We start from the raw sequence: 18,242 nt of genomic DNA, 5'->3' as shown, positions 1-18,242 counted from the left end.
CAGGGCTATGATCGCACTAATGTGAGCCATGTTGTAGCTTGTGCATAGGCTTTTGTGCGATTAAAACTACTAAAAAAAACAGAGACATCGATTATGAATCACCCAAAACCTTCAGGAGAGGTCAAGGCGGTTGCTGTGGCAAGCGCTGACGATTTGAGGGAAACCATTCGTCGTAAAAGTAAGTTAAAGGGTCGTCAAGCTGATGACGCCTCTCTAGCGGAAGTGCGTCAGTTGATTGGCAATGCGCCACATCGTCGCGATTTATTAATCGAAAATCTACATAAGCTCAACGATGAGTATCGTGCCTTGTATGATCGACATTTGGTTGCGCTTGCAAAAGAAATGAACTTGCCGATGGTAGAGGTGTATGAAGTAGCCACTTTCTATCATCACTTCGAAGTCGTGCGTGGCAATGATCCTGTAGCTGATATTACTGTGCGCGTTTGTGATGGCATTGCCTGTGAGTTAGCCGGTGCCCAAAATTTATTGGCCAAGTTGCCTGCTATCTTGGGTAATACCAATGTCAAGGTGATTGCAGCCCCCTGTGTAGGTCGCTGTGAACAAGCGCCTGTTGCAGTTGTGCATCAATACCCTGTGCTATTTGCTAGCGCTGATAAAGTGCAAGCGGCTGTCAATAATCAATTGACAACCCACCCCCTGGCCAAAGATGATGCCGTCTTCGATCCAGCAGCTTTGGCAGAGCAGGGTATCTCGCCACAAGGTGAAAATCAAACGGTTTCACCTGACTACGTAGGCTACGATGCTTACTGCGCTAAAGGTGGTTATCAACTCGCTCAAGAAATTCAGTCAGGTAGTCGTGATGCTGAGAGCATCATCAAAGCGATGGAAAGTTCGGGTCTGCGCGGTCTTGGTGGCGCGGGATTCCCAGCAGGTCGCAAATGGCGCATTGTCAAAGATCAAGTGGCTCCAAAACTCATGGCCGTGAATATTGACGAAGGTGAGCCTGGCACATTTAAAGACCGTACCTATTTGGAGCGCGATCCACATCGATTCTTGGAAGGCTTGCTCATTGCCGCAAAGGTGGTGGGTATTGATGCTTGCTACATCTATCTGCGTGATGAGTATCACGGCTGCCGTGAGTTGCTCGAAAAGGAATTGGCTAAGCTCAAAGCGAACCCACCATTCCCATTGCCATCCATTGAGTTGCGTCGTGGTGCTGGTGCTTATATCTGTGGTGAAGAATCTGCCATGATTGAGAGTATTGAGGGTAAACGGGGTGAACCGCGGATGCGCCCTCCATATATTGCGCAAGTTGGCTTGTTTGGCCGCCCAACCTTAGAGCACAACTTTGAGACACTGTACTGGGTGCGCGATATCGTGCAACGTGGCCCAGAGTGGTTTAGCTCTTACGGCCGTCATGATCGTAAAGGCTTGCGTAGCTTTAGTGTCAGTGGGCGCGTTAAAAAACCCGGCGTAAAGTTAGCGCCAGCAGGTATCACTATCCAAGAATTAATAGATGAATATTGTGGTGGGATGCAAGATGGCCATGAGTTCTATGGCTACCTTCCTGGCGGTGCATCTGGTGGCATTTTGCCTGCGACTATGAATGACATTCCGTTAGACTTTGATACCTTGCAACCTTACGGTTGTTTTATCAGTTCGGCTGCCGTGATGGTATTTGGTAATCAAGACAAGGCGCGTGATATGGCGCTCAACGTCATGCACTTCTTTGAGCATGAGAGTTGTGGTCAGTGCACTCCCTGTCGTGTTGGTACCGGCAAAGCTGCTAAGTTAATGCAAGCAAAGTCTTGGGATAAAACAACCTTAGAGGACTTGGCAACTGTCATGGTCGACGCATCTATTTGTGGACTTGGCCAAGCGGCGCCAAATCCGATTCGCTGTATTCATAAATATTTCCCGCAAGAAGTTCAATAAGGATTTGCGAAAAAAAGAATAGGAAAGAACGAGACTATATGAACGCACCAACCAATCCAAAAGAGCTTGAACTCCAAACAGTGGAATTCAAGTTAGACGGTAAAACAATTGTTTCGTATGAAGGCGAAACCATTCTGAAGGCGGCAAAACGTCATGGTATTGATATTCCCCATCTGTGTTTTAAAGATGGCTATCGTCCCGATGGCAACTGCCGTGCATGCGTTGTAGAAATCAATGGCGAGCGTACCTTAGCCCCTAGCTGCTGCAGAAGCGCAACCCCAGGTATGGAAGTGCAAGCCAATAGTGAACGCGCCTTAAAGAGTCAAAAACTCGTTTTAGAAATGTTGCTCTCTGATATGCCTGATGAAGGCTTTAAGTGGGTTGGTGACAGTAAAGAGCAAGAACAGAAACAACAGCATGGTGAGCTCAGCACTTGGGCTGCGCGTATGGATGTCACTGTACGTCCTGAGTTAAAGGCATTGCGTCGCGAGAAAGTCAGTAGTGATATTTCTCACCCAGCGATGGCCGTGAACTTGGATGCTTGTATTCAATGTAATCGTTGTGTTCGTGCTTGTCGAGAAGAGCAAGTCAATGATGTGATTGGCTATGCAATGCGTGGCGCACACAGCGAGATCGTATTTGATCTCAATGATCCGATGGGTGACAGTACCTGCGTTGCTTGTGGCGAGTGTGTACAGGCCTGCCCAACTGGCGCATTGATGCCAAAGGGCTTGATTGGTTCGCAGACTGTAGATCGGAAAGTGGATTCGGTATGCCCATTCTGTGGCGTAGGTTGTCAGATTACTTATAACGTTAAAGATGAAAAGATTGTTAGCGTAGAAGGACGTGATGGCCCTGCTAACCACAATCGCCTGTGTGTTAAAGGGCGTTTTGGCATGGATTACATCCATAATCCTCAGCGTTTAACCAAGCCCCTGATTCGTAAACCAGGCGTTCCGAAAGATGAGTCGATTCTTGAGGGTAAGCAAGACTGGTCAGAAATCTTTCGCGAGGCCAGCTGGGAAGAGGCCTTGGATTTTGCCGGCGGCAAACTCAAAGAACTCAAAGACAAGCACGGCCTTAAAGTGCTTGCTGGATTTGGCTCTGCGAAGGGTAGTAATGAAGAGGCGTATTTATTCCAAAAATTGGTACGTACTGGTTTTGGTAGCAATAACGTCGACCACTGTACACGTCTTTGCCATGCGTCTTCTGTTGCGGCATTGTTAGAAGGTGTAGGCTCTGGCGCAGTTAGCAATCAAGTAAATGATGTTGAACACTCTAGCTTGATTATGTTGATTGGTTCAAACCCAACAGCGAACCATCCAGTGGCCGCCACTTGGTTTAAGAATGCTGCTAAGCGTGGCGCCAAAATTGTTTTGTGTGATCCTCGTAAGACTGAAATTAGCAAACATGCTTGGCGCACTATGCAGTTCAAACCTGACACTGATGTGGCAATGCTCAATGCCATGATTTACACAGTTATTGAAGAAGGTTTGGCTGACAAGGACTTTATTGCCAATCGTGCCAATAACTATGAAGCTTTAAAAGAAAACATTCAAGGATATAGTCCCGAAGCGATGGCGCCGATCTGCGGAATTCCTGCAGAAACATTGCGTGAGGTTGCTAGAGAATTCGCTACTACTAAATCAGCTATGATTTTGTGGGGCATGGGTGTGAGCCAGCATATTCACGGCACCGATAATGCTCGTTGCTTAATTGCCTTGGTCAGCATTACCGGCCAAATTGGTAAACCTGGTTCAGGCTTGCATCCTTTGCGTGGTCAGAATAATGTGCAAGGTGCTAGTGATGCCGGCCTAATTCCGATGATGTTCCCGAACTATCAACGTGTCGATAATCCAGAAGCCCACGCTTGGTTTGAAAAGTTCTGGGGTACTCCTGTAGACAAAAAGCCTGGTTATACCGTTGTAGAAATCATGCATAAGATCACTGCACCCGATAGTGATCCCGATAAGATTCGCGGCATGTATGTTGAGGGTGAAAACCCTGCAATGAGCGACCCAGATCTGAATCATGCCCGTCACGCTTTAGCTTCATTGGAGCACTTGGTAGTGCAAGACATTTTCATGACTGAAACTGCTTTGTTGGCCGACGTGGTCTTGCCTGCAAGTGCTTGGCCAGAGAAGGTCGGTACTGCAAGTAATACAGACCGTATGGTTCAAATGGGTAAGAAAGCAGTTGAGCCTCCAGGCGATGCCAAGCCGGACTTGTGGATTATTCAGGAGATCGCTAAGCGCATGGGTCTGAATTGGAATTACCAAGGTCCTGATGCAGGTGTCGCCCAGGTCTATGAGGAAATGCGACAAGCAATACATGGAGCTATTAAGGGTATTACCTGGGAACGCTTAGAAAAAGAGTCTAGCGTGACCTATCCTTGTTTATCACTAGAAGACCCAGGTCGTTCGATCGTGTTTGACGACAAGTTTGCCACTGCCGACGGTAAGGTGAAACTGGTACCCGCTGACATTATTCCTGCCAATGAGCGCCCAGACTCAGAGTATCCATTTGTGTTGATTACTGGCCGTCAGTTGGAGCATTGGCATACCGGTAGTATGACGCGCCGCGCTACTGTACTCGATGCGATTGAGCCGATGGCTACCGTCTCCATGAATGGTGAGGATATGACCCAGCTCGGAGTATCTGCTGGTGATGTGATCACTGTTCAATCCCGTCGTGGCGAGGTTGGGATTCACGTGCGTCGTGATGATGGCACTCCAAGGGGGGTTATCTTTATTCCATTTGCCTACTATGAGGCCGCTGCAAACTTGATTACTAATCCTGCTTTAGATCCTTTTGGCAAGATCCCAGAATTTAAGTACTGCGCTGTCAAGCTAGCAAAAGGTGGTCAGGCTGCTCAGATTATGGGGTATGGCACCAATGCGCCTGGTGGCTCAAAGGTAATGTCTAACGTTTAATCACCTTACCAAATGACTGACTAAAAAGGCCTCAGAAATGGGGCCTTTTTTCCATCGAGTTCGCAAAATTGATTTGCCCTTTAGAATGAATCCTTTATGGCTAGTTCAACACCAACACCTTCCCAAGCTCAAGACGAATTGCCTGTCCTCATTATTGGGGCTGGTTTAGCGGGGCTGACAGTGGCTCTGCATATGGCAGAAAACCAACCAGTCATTTTGATGGCGAAACGAGGTTTAGGGGAGGCGGCAACCGCATGGGCCCAAGGTGGCATTGTTGGAGTAGTTGATAAAGAGCACGATAGTATTGACTCTCACGTTGCTGATACCTTAGATGCAGGTGCAGGTCTCGTAGTTGAATCTACTGCGCGCTATATTGCTGAAGAAAGTGCGCAGGCTATCCAATGGTTGGTAGAGCAAGGCGTACCATTTACTACTGATAAATCTGGCCCAATGGGCTTGCATTTAACCCGTGAAGGTGGTCACAGCCATCGTCGGATTGCGCATGCAGCTGATGCAACTGGAAAAGCTATTCATGAAGTGTTGCTCGATAAAGCAAAGGCTCACCAAAATATTCGCATTTTAGAGCATTGGATTGCTTTGGACCTCATCACCAATCGTCATTTGGATGCAAAAACGCAACGCACCAAACCTAATCGTTGCTATGGTGTGTACGCGCTCGATATTAAAAATAATCGGGTAGAAACAATTCAAGCCAAATCAGTCGTATTGGCTACTGGCGGCGTTGGTAAAGTTTATCGTTACACCAGCAATCCAGATACTGCAACGGGTGACGGCATTGCGATGGCGTGGCGCGCAGGCTGCCGAGTGGGTAATATGGAATTTATCCAGTTTCATCCGACATGCTTGTATCACCCCAGTGACCGTACTTTCTTAATTACTGAAGCAATGCGGGGTGAGGGTGGCTTACTAAAGCTTCCAGATGGCACCCGCTTTATGCCAGCGCATGATGAGCGTAATGAATTAGCGCCGCGTGATATTGTCGCTCGGGCAATCGACTTTGAGATGAAAAAACATGGTCTTGACTATGTTCATCTGGATGCAACTCATCTCGGTGAGAAGTTCATTAAAGAGCATTTCCCAATGATCTATGCGCGTTGCCTAAGTTTGGGATTAGATATTACTAAAACGCCAATTCCGGTAGTGCCTGCCGCCCACTACACCTGTGGTGGCGTGGTTACTGATCTAAAGGGTCGAACTGATCTGCCAGGCCTATATGCTGTCGGTGAAGCAACTTATACCGGCTTACATGGAGCCAATCGCTTAGCAAGCAACTCTCTTTTGGAGTGCGTGGTGATCGGCAAGGCTGCGGCTGAGGATATTTCATCGCAAAAAACCCCTTCAATTCCTACGCTGCCTTTATGGGATGAGAGTCAGGTGGAGGATGCTGACGAACAAGTGGTGATTGCACATAACTGGGATGAGTTGCGTTCATTAATGTGGAACTATGTTGGAATTGTGAGAACCAATCGCCGCTTAGAGCGAGCATTGCACAGAATTAAACTGCTGCGCTATGAGGTTCAAGAGTATTACGCTAATTTCCGAGTGACGCGTGACTTGATTGAGCTACGAAATTTATTAGAGTGCTCTGAATTAATAGTGCGCTCTGCATTGATGCGTCGTGAGAGCAGAGGATTGCACTACAGTCGCGATTACCCGGGAACTTGGGCTGTTTCCTACCCAACAATTTTGACCCCGCAGGCTGAGGGTAGCGAGTCAGCACAGGAGAGCTAGCAATTTCTGGGCTCTAGCTCAGAATTCGCATTGAAAAATCAACGGCGTGAATATCTTTAGTTAACTTACCCAATGAAATGCGATCAACGCCTGTGGCGGCAATGGCGCGCATTTGATCTAAATCGATTCCACCAGAAGCTTCCAGTAAAGCTCTTCCAGCGGTCAAAGATACTGCCTGTCTCATTTGCTCGGGCGTAAAGTTATCAATCAAAATACTCTTGGCGCCAGCAGCTAGCGCCTCTTCTAGTTCGGCAAAATTCTCAACCTCAATTTGAATATCTACCCCAGAATTCAGTGATCGTGCATTTTGAAGGGCGGCTGTAACGCTGCCAGCCGCAGCAATATGGTTCTCTTTAATCAAAATGCCATGCCATAGTGCAAGACGTTGATTTTTTCCTCCGCCAACACGGACTGCATATTTTTGAGCCTGGCGCAATCCCGGAATCGTTTTACGAGTATCTAAAACAGCACATCCTTTGGGATTTTGGCTAACACCTTTGATGGCTTCAACATGCTCCCGAGCAATGCTGGCTGTTGATGACAATGTTTGTAAAAAATTAATACAAGTACGTTCTGCAGAGAGTAGAGCGCGCGAGTCTGCTTGGATATCGCAGACCTTAGTGTCTGGCTCCATCCAGTCTCCCTCAATGTATTGCCAGGTAATGCTTGCGTTTGGATCCAGCTTTTTAAGGGTGCCTTCAAACCAATCTACCCCACAGAGAACTGCTTTTTGTCGAACAATTAATTGCGCCTTTACAGTTTTGGTGGGGACGAGCATGGCTGTCCAGTCGCCAGTTCCGATGTCCTCCAACAGGGCATCGTGAATATTGCGTTGGCGTGCTTGCTCTAGGGTCTCATTCAATTCGAACATGGAAATATATTGATCTTATGTGTGGTGTTAGGCTGAGCCAATATTCTTGACAAATCCATGCTGTGCTTTTGCAAGCAAGTCAGGATGGTTTTTTGTAAAGTCGAGCATGCGATCAATGCAGCCCAAGGCTTGCGCTCGGATAGGTTCATCGACATAGACCTCGCCACTGGAGTTTTCCAGACAATCTAGGATTCCCTGCAGTCCATTCATGGCCATCCAAGGGCAGTGGGCGCAACTTTTGCAAGTAGCGCTATTGCCAGCTGTTGGTGCCTCAATCAAGGTTTTAGTAGGCGCTAGTTGGCGCATGCGATGCAAGATGCCATTATCAGTAGCAATAATGTATTCGTTGGAGCTACCCTCAACGACCGCCTGAATCATTGCAGAAGTTGATCCAACGACATCAGCAAGATCAACCACGCCTTGGGGGGACTCTGGGTGAACTAAGATCATCGCCTGTGGGTGTTTGGCTTTTAATAGCGCCAGTTCTGTTGCCTTAAATTCATCATGAACAATACAGGCACCATTCCACAACAACATGTCTGCCCCAGTTTGTTCCTGAATATAGCGCCCAAGATGGCGATCGGGTGCCCAGAGTATTTTTTTGCCCTCAACTTTTAACTGATGAACAATGGCTAAGGCACAGGAGCTGGTTACCATCCAATCGGCCTGAGCTTTGACGGCAGCACTTGTATTTGCATAGACTACAACTACTCGATCAGGGTGATCTGCTCGAAAGGCCGCAAAGTCCGTAGCATTACAACCGAGATCTAATGAGCAGGTGGCCTCAAGATCTGGCATGAAAACGCGTTTTTTTGGACTGAGGATTTTGGCAGTCTCGCCCATGAAGCGAACGCCGGCCACGATTAAATTTTTGGCAGGGTGATTCTTCCCAAAGCGTGCCATTTCTAGGGAGTCTGCTACGCATCCCCCAGTGGCAAGTGCTAGATCTTGAATATCCGCATCCACATAGTAATGGGCCACTAAAACCGCATTCTTTTCGTGGAGAAGCGTCTTTATTTTTGCAATAGCCTGATCTTTTTCATTAGGGCTTAATGCTGGCGGGGTTTTAGCCCATGCTTGAGCAGTGCAGGTAATGCCAGCAGCGTCTTGCTGAGGGTATTCAAACTGAATGGGGGCAGAAGATTGTGCAGTCATGCTTAATCTTACCTTGTTCAATCGCACTCAGGTGGGGCTAGAACAGCGAACGAACCAGAAATAGGGAAATGATGGCATGCATACTAGGGTGTTAGAGTATTGTAAGTTCTGACCTAGGATCCCCTGAATTTAAAGATGAATTTTCTGAAAACGCTCCAGCAATTGTTCGATTTTAAATCTCCCAGAACATACCAAGCGCTCATTTGGTCCGTGTTGTACGCCTATGTTGCAGTGTATATTCTGCAAAATTTTGTCACTGAGTCCGGTGCCAGCATGATTTGAATCCCGGCCGGGATTGGGTTGGCTTTGTTACTCAATTTTGGTATTGGCTACTGGCCGTATATTTTTGTCGCTGCCATAGTGGGCGAAACGGCAGGCGGATTTAGTTTTTTTGTATCAGTGTTACTCGCCATAGGTAGCACTCTGAGTTGCGTTCTCTCTACCATTTGCTCACCAGAGCCTTTCCTTTTAACCGCAATTTATCTTCCTTTGTGGATATTGCCTCGTTGGTCTTGCTGTCGACCTTTTTGGGTTTGTGCAGTGGCCTAATTGATGCCACCATCATTTACAAAATGGGTCTGGCAGAGGCAGGCCAATTTCAAGCCATTTTTTATACCTGGTTTATTGGTGATTTTTTTGGGGCAGCTTTTTTTACTCCAGTTTTTCTGGTTTGGCGCAATTTTCCAAAGGACTGGCTAAGACCTCTCAAGCTATATGAAGTCTTAATCTTTTTTGGACTGGTGTTTTTATTTGGCCAAGGCGTGCTGTTTGGATGGCTCAATATCCAATATGAGGATACCGACTTTATCAATCGCGGCTACTTAATACTGCCTATCTTATTGATTGCGGCTATGCGCTATGGTCGCCATGGCGCAATGTTGGTATTGGCAATGACGGTGATCCAATCCATTTTGGGTGCATACGATGGTCATGGTTTCTTTAATCGGAACATGATGAATGACCCGGCCCCAATCAGCATCTGGGTTTTTCTGAGCTTAATTGGCTTGCTTAGTCTCATGATTAGTTTATTGATTGAAAATAACCAAGCTAAAAAAAGCGATCTGGTGAGGGCGGAAGGTCGATTTAAAGAGATTGTGGAGCGGATTCCTGTATCAATGGCGATTTTTGATATTGATCAGCGAGATATGAATTTGGTCAATGACGCCTATACCAATTTAACCGGATACACCATTGATGATTTGCATAAAAGCGATGATTGGTGGAGCTTGGCATATCCCAACCCTACATACCGTGAAGAAATTGAACGTATGTGGGATGAGCGGGTTCATGAATCAAGGCAAATGAATACGCCGATGGTCCCGGTTGAATCCTGGATTGTTTGTAAAAAAGGTGAGAAAAAATACATTAGTTGGGGCTCCGTCAGTGCGGGAGATAAGTTTGCAATATATGGAATCGATCTGACCGAGAGAAAGAAAAACGAAGATCTTTTAAAAATCACTTCTTCGGTTTACCAAGCAATTGGTGAGGCTGTCTTTATTACCAATCCCAAAAATGAATTTTTATTGGTGAACGATGTTTTTACAGGGATTACGGGATATAGCAAAAATAAAATCACTGACTTGAATTTGCAATCCCTGCTGGTAAAGGAGGAGGGTGCAAGTGCGTACTCCGATTTATTGCCAGCCCTAGACTCTGTGGGTCACTGGGAAGGTCAAGTCTGGATCAAATGTAGTGATGGCACCAATTACTTAGGTTTTTTATCGCTCTTTTCTGCTTTGGATGACCGCGGAAATGTACGCCAGCGGGTCGGTCTCATTTCGCGGGTGACGGATCAAAAGAAATATCGAGAAATTATTACCCGGCAAGCCAATTATGACGCGCTGACTGGGCTTCCCAATCGCCGCTTATTTTTAGATCGTGTCGATGAGTCTATTAAGCGAGCTGACCGCAGCAAAAATAATTTTGCTTTGTTGTTTGTTGACCTTGATCACTTTAAAGATATTAATGACACCTCAGGCCATGACGTTGGTGATGAAATTTTACGCAGGGTTTCTGAGCGCTTTAAAGCTGAAGTGCGTGAATCTGATACGGTAGCTCGGATTGGTGGCGATGAGTTCACCATTATTTTGAATGACTTAGAGCACCCTAAGAATTTAGATAAAGTCCTTTTAGGAATTACCGATCGTTTTTAGCTGAGCCGATTGAAATTGAGGGCAAGGTTTTTCATATTTCTGCCTCACTAGGGATTGCCTTTTATCCTCAGGATGCAACTAGTACTAAAGGTCTGTTGATGAAGGCTGACCAGGCAATGTATGCGGTCCAATGTATGCGGTCAAGTCGCAGGGTAGAAATGGATATCACTATTTCACTCAATCCTTGCAGGAAGTGGCTGATCAAAAGATGAAAGTCATTTCGGAGCTTAAGACGGCATTACAAAACAATCAGTTTTATCTTCACTATCAACCAATCGTGGATCTGGCTTCAGGAAAGATTTTGCATGCTGAAGCGCTCTTACGCTGGAAGAAAGAAAATGGGCAGCTCAGCCTGCCCGTAAATTTTATTGAGGTTGCAGAAGATTCGGGTTTGATTATTGAGATTGGAGATTGGGTTTTCAAGCAGGTCTGCCAGTTCTTGAAAGAGTTAGCTCCTATCAACCAGAACATTAGTATCGGCATCAATGTCTCTGCAAGCCAATTTAATTCAAACAAACATTCCGCCTTGGATTGGATCTCTCATTTAGAGGAGCTTGGCTTGACTAGCAGCCAAATCATTCTCGAGGTTACCGAGTACACGATGATGAATCAAAACGCGCGGGTTGCACAAAAGATCGCCTTGTTGCATAAGGCCGGATTTAAATTTGCGATTGATGATTTTGGTACGGGTTACTCATCCTTATCCGCTCTCAGAAACTTTAATTTTAATTATTTGAAAATTGATTTTTCCTTTACCCGTCAAATTACACACAGCAAATCCGATGAAGCTCTAGTGCGCGCCATGGTGACAATGGGTGCAGGTCTTGGCTTGCATACCATCGCCGAAGGTGTTGAGACTGAGGAGCAACGCCAAGCCTTATTGGGAGTGGGTTGCGTTCTGGGGCAGGGCTATTTATTTAGCCGCCCAGTTCCCGGGGAGGACTTCATTAAGCTGTTGAGGATTCCTGCAGCAAATGCTGGGTAAACCCCTTCTTTTTACTAGTGTGTTGATTTGCTTGAACAAAGAAGTTTTAAAGATAATGTTTTTGGGACGTTTAGTTGATATTTGTAACTTCTTCAATACAATCAGATTTATGACTATTGAGCATCAACATCCAAACTGTGGTCGATTCAAATTATGACTGCCGAAAAAGTGAATCCAATTCGCGGGTCCGAAAGGGTCAAGGCTGTTTTACCGGTCAGCATTGACGGTATCAAGGCCATTACTCGAGACGTAAGTTCCAGTGGAATTTTTCTGGAGCTTGATTCCCCGATTGAGCCTGGGAAAGTGGTGGAGTTTTTGGTTACGCTAGATTCTCCTTCGGGTGAGTTGCAGATTTCTTGCCAAGGGGAGGTCGTCAGGGCAGAGGAATTTGAGCAATCCTATGGTATCGCGACAAAGATACTCTCGATGGAACTGTTGCCCCTGTTGAATCAAGAAGGGTCTTAATCTTGTTATTTGAATTACCTGTTAAAAAAATGAACCCCACTTTTTTTAACATTTTGACCCTGCTTGCACTTACCTTAAGCTTTTTCCCCAGTTTTGCTGCAGCCGATATCTATCGCTGCGATAAGCAGGCGGGCGTGATTACCCTCTCGAATGTAGAAAAAGGGAAAAATTGCACAAAGATGATTTTGCCACCCCCTGAAAAGAGGCCGCAAAACCCCCCCGTCAGATACGTCAAAAACCAAAGCCAGCGGTTCAGCCGATGACAAGCAGTTAAAGCCCAAGACCGGATATGAGTCTGCGGTTGCTGAAAGAAAGCGGATTATTCAGGAAGAGATTGATTTGGAAAAGGGTCGACTGAGCAAGGCTGATGGAAAAATTGCCCAACTGTCAAACCTCAAAAAACGTAGCACTGGTCAAGACAAAGATTTGGCTGACCTTCAGCAAAAGCAGTCTTTATATCGTTCAAACATCGCTTTATTGCAAAAGGAGCTGAATAAGTAATGTATTTTTCCTGATATAGACCTGGCAATATGGCTAAAATCAATGCAACTGTTGTTAAAAAGCTCATTAATTATGTTTTTTAACAAAAATAGTATTTTAGTACCAGCATATTTGATATTTATTAGTTTATAAATACTAAACAGTGTTTGATATTGGCCATTAGATGCAGTTAACCCCTAAATTTATGTGATCCATGGAGGCTCCAAGTGAAATCTAAGGCTCAACAATCCGGCTTTACTCTTGTCGAATTACTAGTTGTTATCGCCATTATTGGTATTTTGACTGCAATCGGCGTGCCAATGTACAACGGCTACCAAGCATCAGCAAAAGTAAGTGCAACGAAGCAAAATTTCGACTCAATCAAGACCTTTATTGCAGGTGAAGTAATCAAGTGCTCTGCAGGCTTAGTCCAAACCTTGGCTGATCCTAAAGCAGGTGGCGCTATTATTACCTGCCCAACTATTACTGGCGGGGCAGCTGAAACGTATTTTCAAAATTATGCTTTAGCGACTATTAAAAATCCCTACAACACTTCATCTACTACAAACGTAGTGACCACAATTCCCCCAACTAATCCTGGAGACTTGGGTATTAGTGGAACGGCAACTACCAATTGCACAGGGTTGTCTATTCAGACTTTAGTATTGGCCTCTGACGGAACAACAAAAACTAACTATCCTGTTGCCGCAGAGTGCATCAACTTACAGTAAGGTGTTATCACCACAAGGGCTAATCAGTTCGTTTAGCTTTTAAAGACTAAATGGCCCGCTTAGACGGGCCATTTTTCTGGGGAATAAAGGAAATATTTTGAGCCAGCATTCATTTCAATATCGCCTGCAGTTGGGTGTCACATTAATGGAGTTGCTAATCACGATTGCCATCATTGCGATATTGGCGGCAGTTGGTGTTCCTTTGTATACAGGCAATATTCGGGCAGCAAAAAATGCTGACGCACAAAATACTCTCAAAAGTATTTATCTGATGGAAAAAAATTACTTTGCTGAAAACTACTGTTATTACGTGACCCCTGGATCGGGTGATCAAACCAGCAGCATTAATCAATATGTCATGGGTTCAACTACGCCTACAACCGGCCCGATTGTTGTGGGCTCGAATAATGATTTTTATTTTTATATCACTGCTGGCACTGTGGGATCGGGTGGGGGTTGTACTGGCGCTAACTCCAATGATTATGTGGCCCATGCCCAATCTCGCACGGTTTCCAATCTGACATACACCATTAATCAACAGAACGTAAAAACAGGATTTTAGTTTTAGAGACCCACAAGAACATGGCTGATACGCTCTTTGCACCTTCTCAGACACTAGCCTTGCTCGGGCAGATTGGTTTTTGGTACGCCCTGTTATTGGGATTGATTGTGGGTAGTTTTTTGAATGTAGTTATCTACCACCTTCCAAAAGTTTTATTTAGCGAAGAAGGTGACATTGAAAATCATGCGTCGATTATCTCCAATCTGAAGTGTCTTGTTCACCCAGGTTCAACCACCCCTTGTTGCAATCATGTAATTGCTTGGTCTGACAATATTTCGTTGCTGTCTTGGTTGCGTCTCAAAGGCAGGTGCCGATATTGTGCAAGCGCAATTTCCCCGCGATATTTTTTGGTGGAATTATTTACAGGGTTGGGTTTTGCATCAGTCTACTTGGCATTTGGTTTGAGCTGGGCAACCCCACTGTATTGTTTATTTCTGGCCTTATTAATTGCACTCTTTTTTATTGATTTAGAAACTTATTACCTGCCAGATTATTTAACTTATAGCGCGCTTGCACTTGGTGTTGTTGGCTCGCTCTTTGGACTTACGTCCGTGAGCCTATTTAATTGCATTCTGGGGGCATGCGGTGGATATCTTTTGCCTTGGTCAGTAAATTATCTGTATCGCTTATTTCGGAAACGCGATGGCTTTGGGGGTGGCGATTTTAAGTTGCTCGCTGTCTTTGGCGCATGGTTTGGCTTTTCTGCAATCATGCCCATTTTGGCGATTGCCAGTATTTTGGGTTTACTGGTGATTACCAGCCTGATGTTAATGCGCAAAGAAACACTCTCTTTAGAGAGGATGTTGCCGTTTGGACCATTTTTAATACTGGCAGGTGGGTTCATTCTATTGTTTGGTATTCCTGCCTGGTTTTTTTCGTAAGCGCAATTCATTGCAATAACAATTGATTAATCAAGATTAAGGATCAGAACATGGGAATGATAGATAAGGCGCTTAAATATGTGGCAGCACATAAATTATCGGATATCCATTTTCATGAGAATGAGTCTGTATCAATTCGGGTTGACGGCGTTATACAAACCTTTCCCGATGATGTTTTAACTCAGGCAGAGATGAAAGAATTCATTGAGCAGGAGCTTACTAAAGAACAGCAAATTGAATTCATGCAGCATCTTGATGCTGACTTAGCAGTAGAGGCAGGTGATGTGCGCTTCAGGGTAAACCTCTTTAAGACTTCACGTGGCTTGGCAGCGGTCTTATGAAAAATTGAGACCCAAATTCCTGCGTTTGACGTGTTGGGTTTGCCCCCAGTAGCCAGAGATGTAATTGAGTTGGAGAATGGCCTCATTCTGGTTACTGGCCCGACAGGCTCTGGTAAATCAACCACATTAGCGGCCATGATTGATCGCATTAATCGCACTCGTCATGAGCACATCATTACCATTGAAGATCCTATTGAGTTTATTCATCAAAATCAGAAATGCGTTGTTTCGCAGCGTGAGGTCAAGCGAGATACCTTATCTTTTTCATCCGCATTGCGAGCCTCATTGCGTGAAGATCCTGATGTTATTTTGGTTGGGGAGTTGCGTGACTTAGAGACCATTCAATTGGCACTCACTGCCGCTGAAACAGGTCACTTGGTTTTTGGGACCTTACATACTAGTGGCGCCCCAAATACGATTAACCGAATCATCGACGTATTTCCACCGCAACAGCAAGATCAAGTGAGGGCGCAACTTTCACAATCCTTACGCCTGGTAATGACGCAGCGCCTTCTCAAACGAAAAGATGCGCCAGGTCGAATTGGCGCTTTTGAAGTGATGACTTGTAATCCTGCAGTGCGTAACTTAATTCGTGAAAATAAAGTTTTCCAAATTCCTAGTGTGATGCAGATGGCTCGTGGCGAAGGCATGATGACCATGGAAGCCTCTTTGCAGCAGCTGGTTCAGTCCGGTCAAATTGAGGCGACATGAAGCAACGGGGCGTCAGTTTTCTCGAAATCGTTGTAGTTGTAGCGATCTTAATGATCGTCAGTGCATTTGTATCCCCCTCAATTACCGATTGGCGTGGCAAACGTTCTCTAGAGTCAGACTACCTTGCCTTACTATCGAGCATTGATTTTTTAAAAACTCGGGTGCGCACTATTAATGGAACAGGATTACTCATTTGCAATAGCCCGACCAATTTGAGTTACCAGATTTCTTCAGCCCCCCCAATCTTCAACTGCTAGCGTTTCGTCAAACTTTGCCAGCAATGTTGTTGAGAACCCCATTTCTAAAGATCCGAATTTCAATATCCTCTCCAGAAATTCATCCATCGTGAGTACCATATGTACAGTGGGTAGAGGTATTTTCACCACCAATGGCTTGGCTGGGGTGGAGGGGAGTGGGGGCGCCATTGATATTGAACTCAATCGCAGTAGTAATCGAGCACTGTATGGTGCCTATCGCGTATTGATCAATCAGACCACAGGGTTTGTGCAGAAATTTAAATGGCAGCAGTCTTCAGGTTTATGGATAGAGCAAGACTAAGGACTCCTTCTCACAATCAATCGTTCCAAGGGATTTACTTTGGTGGAGGCGATGGTTGCCATGGTCATTTTTACCTTGGGCTTTAGTGGGCTCTATTTCTTTTTTGGAGTTGCTCAACAAGTTATCGCTGAGTCAGAAAAAAGAATGTACCTCAATCTGATGGCCGATAGAATCATCGAAACCATCGCTGCTGAGGGAATGAGGTCAAGCACCGATGCTTTAAACCCTTTTGTAACGCCACCCTTGTATGCCGGAAGTTTAGTTGCCTGCACATATTCTGTTGGGGATGATCGCCAATCTTGGTGCAATGATCTCAATGCCAATATTGGTTCCCTCAATACGACCTCTGGTCTAGAGATTAGACAGGTGGATGTCACCAAGGATGGTACTGCATTAATTATTAATGTCAGTTTAGTCACAAGTGGTGGGCAGATTAGCGCGTATTTCACGCGCAAGATTAGGCAGATATGAAAAGCCTAATCTATTGCGCTCGCGAACAAGGGTATACCTTGGTGGAATTGTTGGTGGCTTTGGCAGTTTCTTCCATTGTGATTGCTGGTACATATGCAGGCTATTCATTTTTTTCTCAGCAGCAGCAGGTTCTCTCGGCGCAAACTGAAGTCGATCGTAATGCCTTGAGGGCCATTGATTTATTTAAATCGGATGTGCGTGTCGCTGGCTATCTCGATTACAACGATACCAACCCCATGCCTGGCAATCAAGCAATCAATATCATTTCATCTAAACCCGGGCGATATTATTTTTGTTTATGATGACTACGATAACTCCGGTGTTCTATACAGAGCCTTGATTCGCTACTATTTGGCCTCCTACGCGCCTGCAGGTGGCAGCACCAGAAACCGCTTGCTACGTGAGTGGCGAAGATGCACAAACCCTGCTGCCTTTTGTGACTTGGCTAGTTCAACTCCTGTATACGGAAGTTCATCTGGTGAGCCCATCCTAGATTGGGTGAGTAGCTTTACTGTGCAAGGCTTAAATGCCAAGCCTAGTGGAACTGGAACTTATAGCGGGCAATTTCAGACGATTCAAGCCAGCTTACTCGTGCAATCTCCTCGGAAAGTAGAGGGTACGACCCGGATTGTCTCTAAAACGTTTACTGTGATTACAAGGGCCAAAAATGTTTCCCTGGTTCCTTAAGATCAAACGCCTGCAGCAGGAAGGTACTGCTCAGCTGCCACAGCAGTCCGGTATTGCTTTGGTAGTCACACTGATATTGTTATTGGTATTAATGGTCATGGGTGCAGGTATTTCTTATTTAGCCTCGATTCAGGCAGATTTAGTTTCGGCAGTTGCTAACAAACCCATTTCGATTGAGGCAGGGGAGACTTGCTTTGACAATGCTATCGAGTGGTTTGCAAGTTCTGCTGGTAAGTCTTGGATAAATGGTGTGGGTGCTGCCTATGATCTTGCGGCTCCAGGTGGCCCGCTCAATACGAATTCTATTTTGGCCGATACGATTCCCCAGGGTCAAACTGATGCTAGAAGTTCGAAGTTTAAAGATCGTGCTGGCCGGGCAAATTACTCATCTTGTATTGTGCAAAAACTTGCCAGTACATCCTCGCTTGGGGTCGGTACTGAGGTCGGCACAAGCAATGGCTATGGAGTATCTACATTTACCTACACTGTCAAAATTACTTCGATAGGCAATTACAACGTTCCACTTGCTAACAGTGTAATTAATACCCAATTTTGGCAGTCAAATTCGAGTCGTTCGTCATTGGAGGCGGTGGTGCAATACACCCCGTAA

21 protein-coding genes are annotated in these 18,242 nt (G+C 45.5%); 19 read left to right on the top strand and 2 right to left on the bottom strand.

What is annotated here, in order from left to right; all coding sequences use genetic code 11:
* Positions 1-93 precede the first annotated feature (93 nt).
* The 3 genes from DXE33_RS04030 to nadB all read left to right on the top strand — a co-directional run bounded on the left by DXE33_RS04030 (position 94) and on the right by nadB (position 6,581).
* The gene (locus DXE33_RS04030; RefSeq protein ID WP_174222287.1) at positions 94-1,896 is read left to right on the top strand and encodes an NAD(P)H-dependent oxidoreductase subunit E; all 1,803 of its coding nucleotides are present in this window, start codon (positions 94-96) and stop codon (positions 1,894-1,896) included.
* A 38-nt stretch (positions 1,897-1,934) separates the two neighbouring features.
* Entirely contained in the window at positions 1,935-4,829 is a 2,895-nt protein-coding gene (gene fdhF, locus DXE33_RS04025; protein WP_114638720.1) for a formate dehydrogenase subunit alpha, read from the top strand.
* 96 nt (positions 4,830-4,925) lie between these two features.
* Positions 4,926-6,581, top strand: coding sequence for an L-aspartate oxidase (gene nadB, locus DXE33_RS04020; protein WP_114638719.1), 1,656 nt, complete (start codon positions 4,926-4,928; stop codon positions 6,579-6,581).
* 13 nt (positions 6,582-6,594) lie between these two features.
* On the opposite strand, the gene nadC is transcribed toward nadB, so the two are convergent.
* Positions 6,595-7,452: a carboxylating nicotinate-nucleotide diphosphorylase gene (gene nadC, locus DXE33_RS04015; RefSeq protein ID WP_174222286.1), complete on the bottom strand. Its 858-nt coding sequence runs from the start codon at positions 7,450-7,452 to the stop codon at positions 6,595-6,597.
* Positions 7,453-7,479: 27 nt separating this feature from the next.
* The gene (gene nadA / locus DXE33_RS04010; RefSeq protein WP_114638718.1) at positions 7,480-8,607 is read right to left on the bottom strand and encodes a quinolinate synthase NadA; all 1,128 of its coding nucleotides are present in this window, start codon (positions 8,605-8,607) and stop codon (positions 7,480-7,482) included.
* A 428-nt stretch (positions 8,608-9,035) separates the two neighbouring features.
* Here nadA and DXE33_RS04005 point away from each other — a divergent pair, with 428 nt between their 5' ends.
* From DXE33_RS04005 to DXE33_RS03935, 16 genes are all read left to right on the top strand, one after another.
* Entirely contained in the window at positions 9,036-10,760 is a 1,725-nt protein-coding gene (locus DXE33_RS04005; protein ID WP_114638717.1) for a diguanylate cyclase, read from the top strand.
* A gap of 8 nt (positions 10,761-10,768) precedes the next feature.
* The gene (locus tag DXE33_RS10670) at positions 10,769-10,972 is read left to right on the top strand and encodes a diguanylate cyclase domain-containing protein (RefSeq protein WP_114638716.1); all 204 of its coding nucleotides are present in this window, start codon (positions 10,769-10,771) and stop codon (positions 10,970-10,972) included.
* Positions 10,969-11,745, top strand: coding sequence for a putative bifunctional diguanylate cyclase/phosphodiesterase (locus DXE33_RS03995; protein WP_162785404.1), 777 nt, complete (start codon positions 10,969-10,971; stop codon positions 11,743-11,745). Before DXE33_RS10670 ends, DXE33_RS03995 begins: the two co-directional genes overlap by 4 nt.
* A 153-nt stretch (positions 11,746-11,898) precedes the next feature.
* A complete protein-coding gene (locus tag DXE33_RS03990) occupies positions 11,899-12,210 on the top strand; it encodes a PilZ domain-containing protein (protein WP_114638714.1) in 312 nt (103 codons plus the stop codon).
* A 2-nt stretch (positions 12,211-12,212) separates the two neighbouring features.
* Entirely contained in the window at positions 12,213-12,473 is a 261-nt protein-coding gene (locus tag DXE33_RS03985) for a DUF4124 domain-containing protein (RefSeq protein ID WP_114638713.1), read from the top strand.
* 76 nt (positions 12,474-12,549) lie between these two features.
* Complete coding sequence (locus DXE33_RS09600) at positions 12,550-12,711, top strand: hypothetical protein (protein WP_162785403.1); 162 nt, start codon at positions 12,550-12,552, stop codon at positions 12,709-12,711.
* A gap of 206 nt (positions 12,712-12,917) precedes the next feature.
* Entirely contained in the window at positions 12,918-13,421 is a 504-nt protein-coding gene (locus DXE33_RS03980; protein ID WP_114638712.1) for a pilin, read from the top strand.
* A gap of 97 nt (positions 13,422-13,518) precedes the next feature.
* Positions 13,519-13,983 carry a prepilin-type N-terminal cleavage/methylation domain-containing protein gene (locus DXE33_RS03975; protein ID WP_114638711.1) on the top strand — a complete coding sequence of 155 codons (465 nt, stop codon included), beginning with the start codon at positions 13,519-13,521 and terminating at the stop codon, positions 13,981-13,983.
* A 20-nt stretch (positions 13,984-14,003) separates the two neighbouring features.
* The gene (locus tag DXE33_RS03970) at positions 14,004-14,864 is read left to right on the top strand and encodes a prepilin peptidase (protein WP_114638710.1); all 861 of its coding nucleotides are present in this window, start codon (positions 14,004-14,006) and stop codon (positions 14,862-14,864) included.
* 50 nt (positions 14,865-14,914) lie between these two features.
* Entirely contained in the window at positions 14,915-15,205 is a 291-nt protein-coding gene (locus tag DXE33_RS09785; protein WP_197711991.1) for a hypothetical protein, read from the top strand.
* Between the two features lie 3 nt (positions 15,206-15,208).
* On the top strand, positions 15,209-15,916 hold the full coding sequence (locus DXE33_RS03965; RefSeq protein ID WP_331851814.1) for a type IV pilus twitching motility protein PilT: 708 nt from the start codon (positions 15,209-15,211) through the stop codon (positions 15,914-15,916).
* Positions 15,913-16,173, top strand: a complete 261-nt coding sequence (locus tag DXE33_RS10665; protein ID WP_114638709.1) for a pilus assembly FimT family protein — start codon at positions 15,913-15,915, stop codon at positions 16,171-16,173. Before DXE33_RS03965 ends, DXE33_RS10665 begins: the two co-directional genes overlap by 4 nt.
* A gap of 88 nt (positions 16,174-16,261) precedes the next feature.
* Positions 16,262-16,474 carry a hypothetical protein gene (locus DXE33_RS03955; protein WP_162785402.1) on the top strand — a complete coding sequence of 71 codons (213 nt, stop codon included), beginning with the start codon at positions 16,262-16,264 and terminating at the stop codon, positions 16,472-16,474.
* A 15-nt stretch (positions 16,475-16,489) separates the two neighbouring features.
* Positions 16,490-16,945: a type IV pilus modification PilV family protein gene (locus DXE33_RS03950; RefSeq protein ID WP_114638707.1), complete on the top strand. Its 456-nt coding sequence runs from the start codon at positions 16,490-16,492 to the stop codon at positions 16,943-16,945.
* Positions 16,942-17,247, top strand: a complete 306-nt coding sequence (locus tag DXE33_RS03945; RefSeq protein ID WP_114638706.1) for a PulJ/GspJ family protein — start codon at positions 16,942-16,944, stop codon at positions 17,245-17,247. The genes DXE33_RS03950 and DXE33_RS03945 overlap by 4 nt, the downstream gene beginning before the upstream one ends.
* 365 nt (positions 17,248-17,612) lie before the next feature.
* Entirely contained in the window at positions 17,613-18,242 is a 630-nt protein-coding gene (locus tag DXE33_RS03935; protein WP_114638704.1) for a hypothetical protein, read from the top strand.

Origin of the sequence: Polynucleobacter necessarius, from assembly GCF_900096765.1 — a bacterium.
GTDB lineage: Bacteria > Pseudomonadota > Gammaproteobacteria > Burkholderiales > Burkholderiaceae > Polynucleobacter > Polynucleobacter necessarius_F.
Note: the sequence above shows the minus strand (reverse complement) of the source record. Positions and strands in the feature narration are given on the sequence as shown.

Excerpts from the sequence above, each read along its gene's own strand:
- DXE33_RS03945 (WP_114638706.1), top strand. The coding sequence starts at position 16,942 with ATGAAAAGCCTAATCTATTGCGCTCGCGAACAAGGGTATACCTTGGTG.
- fdhF (WP_114638720.1), top strand. The coding sequence starts at position 1,935 with ATGAACGCACCAACCAATCCAAAAGAGCTTGAACTCCAAACAGTGGAA.
- DXE33_RS03935 (WP_114638704.1), top strand. The coding sequence starts at position 17,613 with ATGTTTCCCTGGTTCCTTAAGATCAAACGCCTGCAGCAGGAAGGTACT.
- DXE33_RS03995 (WP_162785404.1), top strand. The coding sequence starts at position 10,969 with ATGAAAGTCATTTCGGAGCTTAAGACGGCATTACAAAACAATCAGTTT.
- DXE33_RS03990 (WP_114638714.1), top strand. The coding sequence starts at position 11,899 with ATGACTGCCGAAAAAGTGAATCCAATTCGCGGGTCCGAAAGGGTCAAG.
- nadA (WP_114638718.1), bottom strand. The coding sequence starts at position 8,607 with ATGACTGCACAATCTTCTGCCCCCATTCAGTTTGAATACCCTCAGCAA.
- DXE33_RS03970 (WP_114638710.1), top strand. The coding sequence starts at position 14,004 with ATGGCTGATACGCTCTTTGCACCTTCTCAGACACTAGCCTTGCTCGGG.
- nadC (WP_174222286.1), bottom strand. The coding sequence starts at position 7,452 with ATGTTCGAATTGAATGAGACCCTAGAGCAAGCACGCCAACGCAATATT.
- DXE33_RS04030 (WP_174222287.1), top strand. The coding sequence starts at position 94 with ATGAATCACCCAAAACCTTCAGGAGAGGTCAAGGCGGTTGCTGTGGCA.
- DXE33_RS09785 (WP_197711991.1), top strand. The coding sequence starts at position 14,915 with ATGGGAATGATAGATAAGGCGCTTAAATATGTGGCAGCACATAAATTA.
- nadB (WP_114638719.1), top strand. The coding sequence starts at position 4,926 with ATGGCTAGTTCAACACCAACACCTTCCCAAGCTCAAGACGAATTGCCT.
- DXE33_RS10665 (WP_114638709.1), top strand. The coding sequence starts at position 15,913 with ATGAAGCAACGGGGCGTCAGTTTTCTCGAAATCGTTGTAGTTGTAGCG.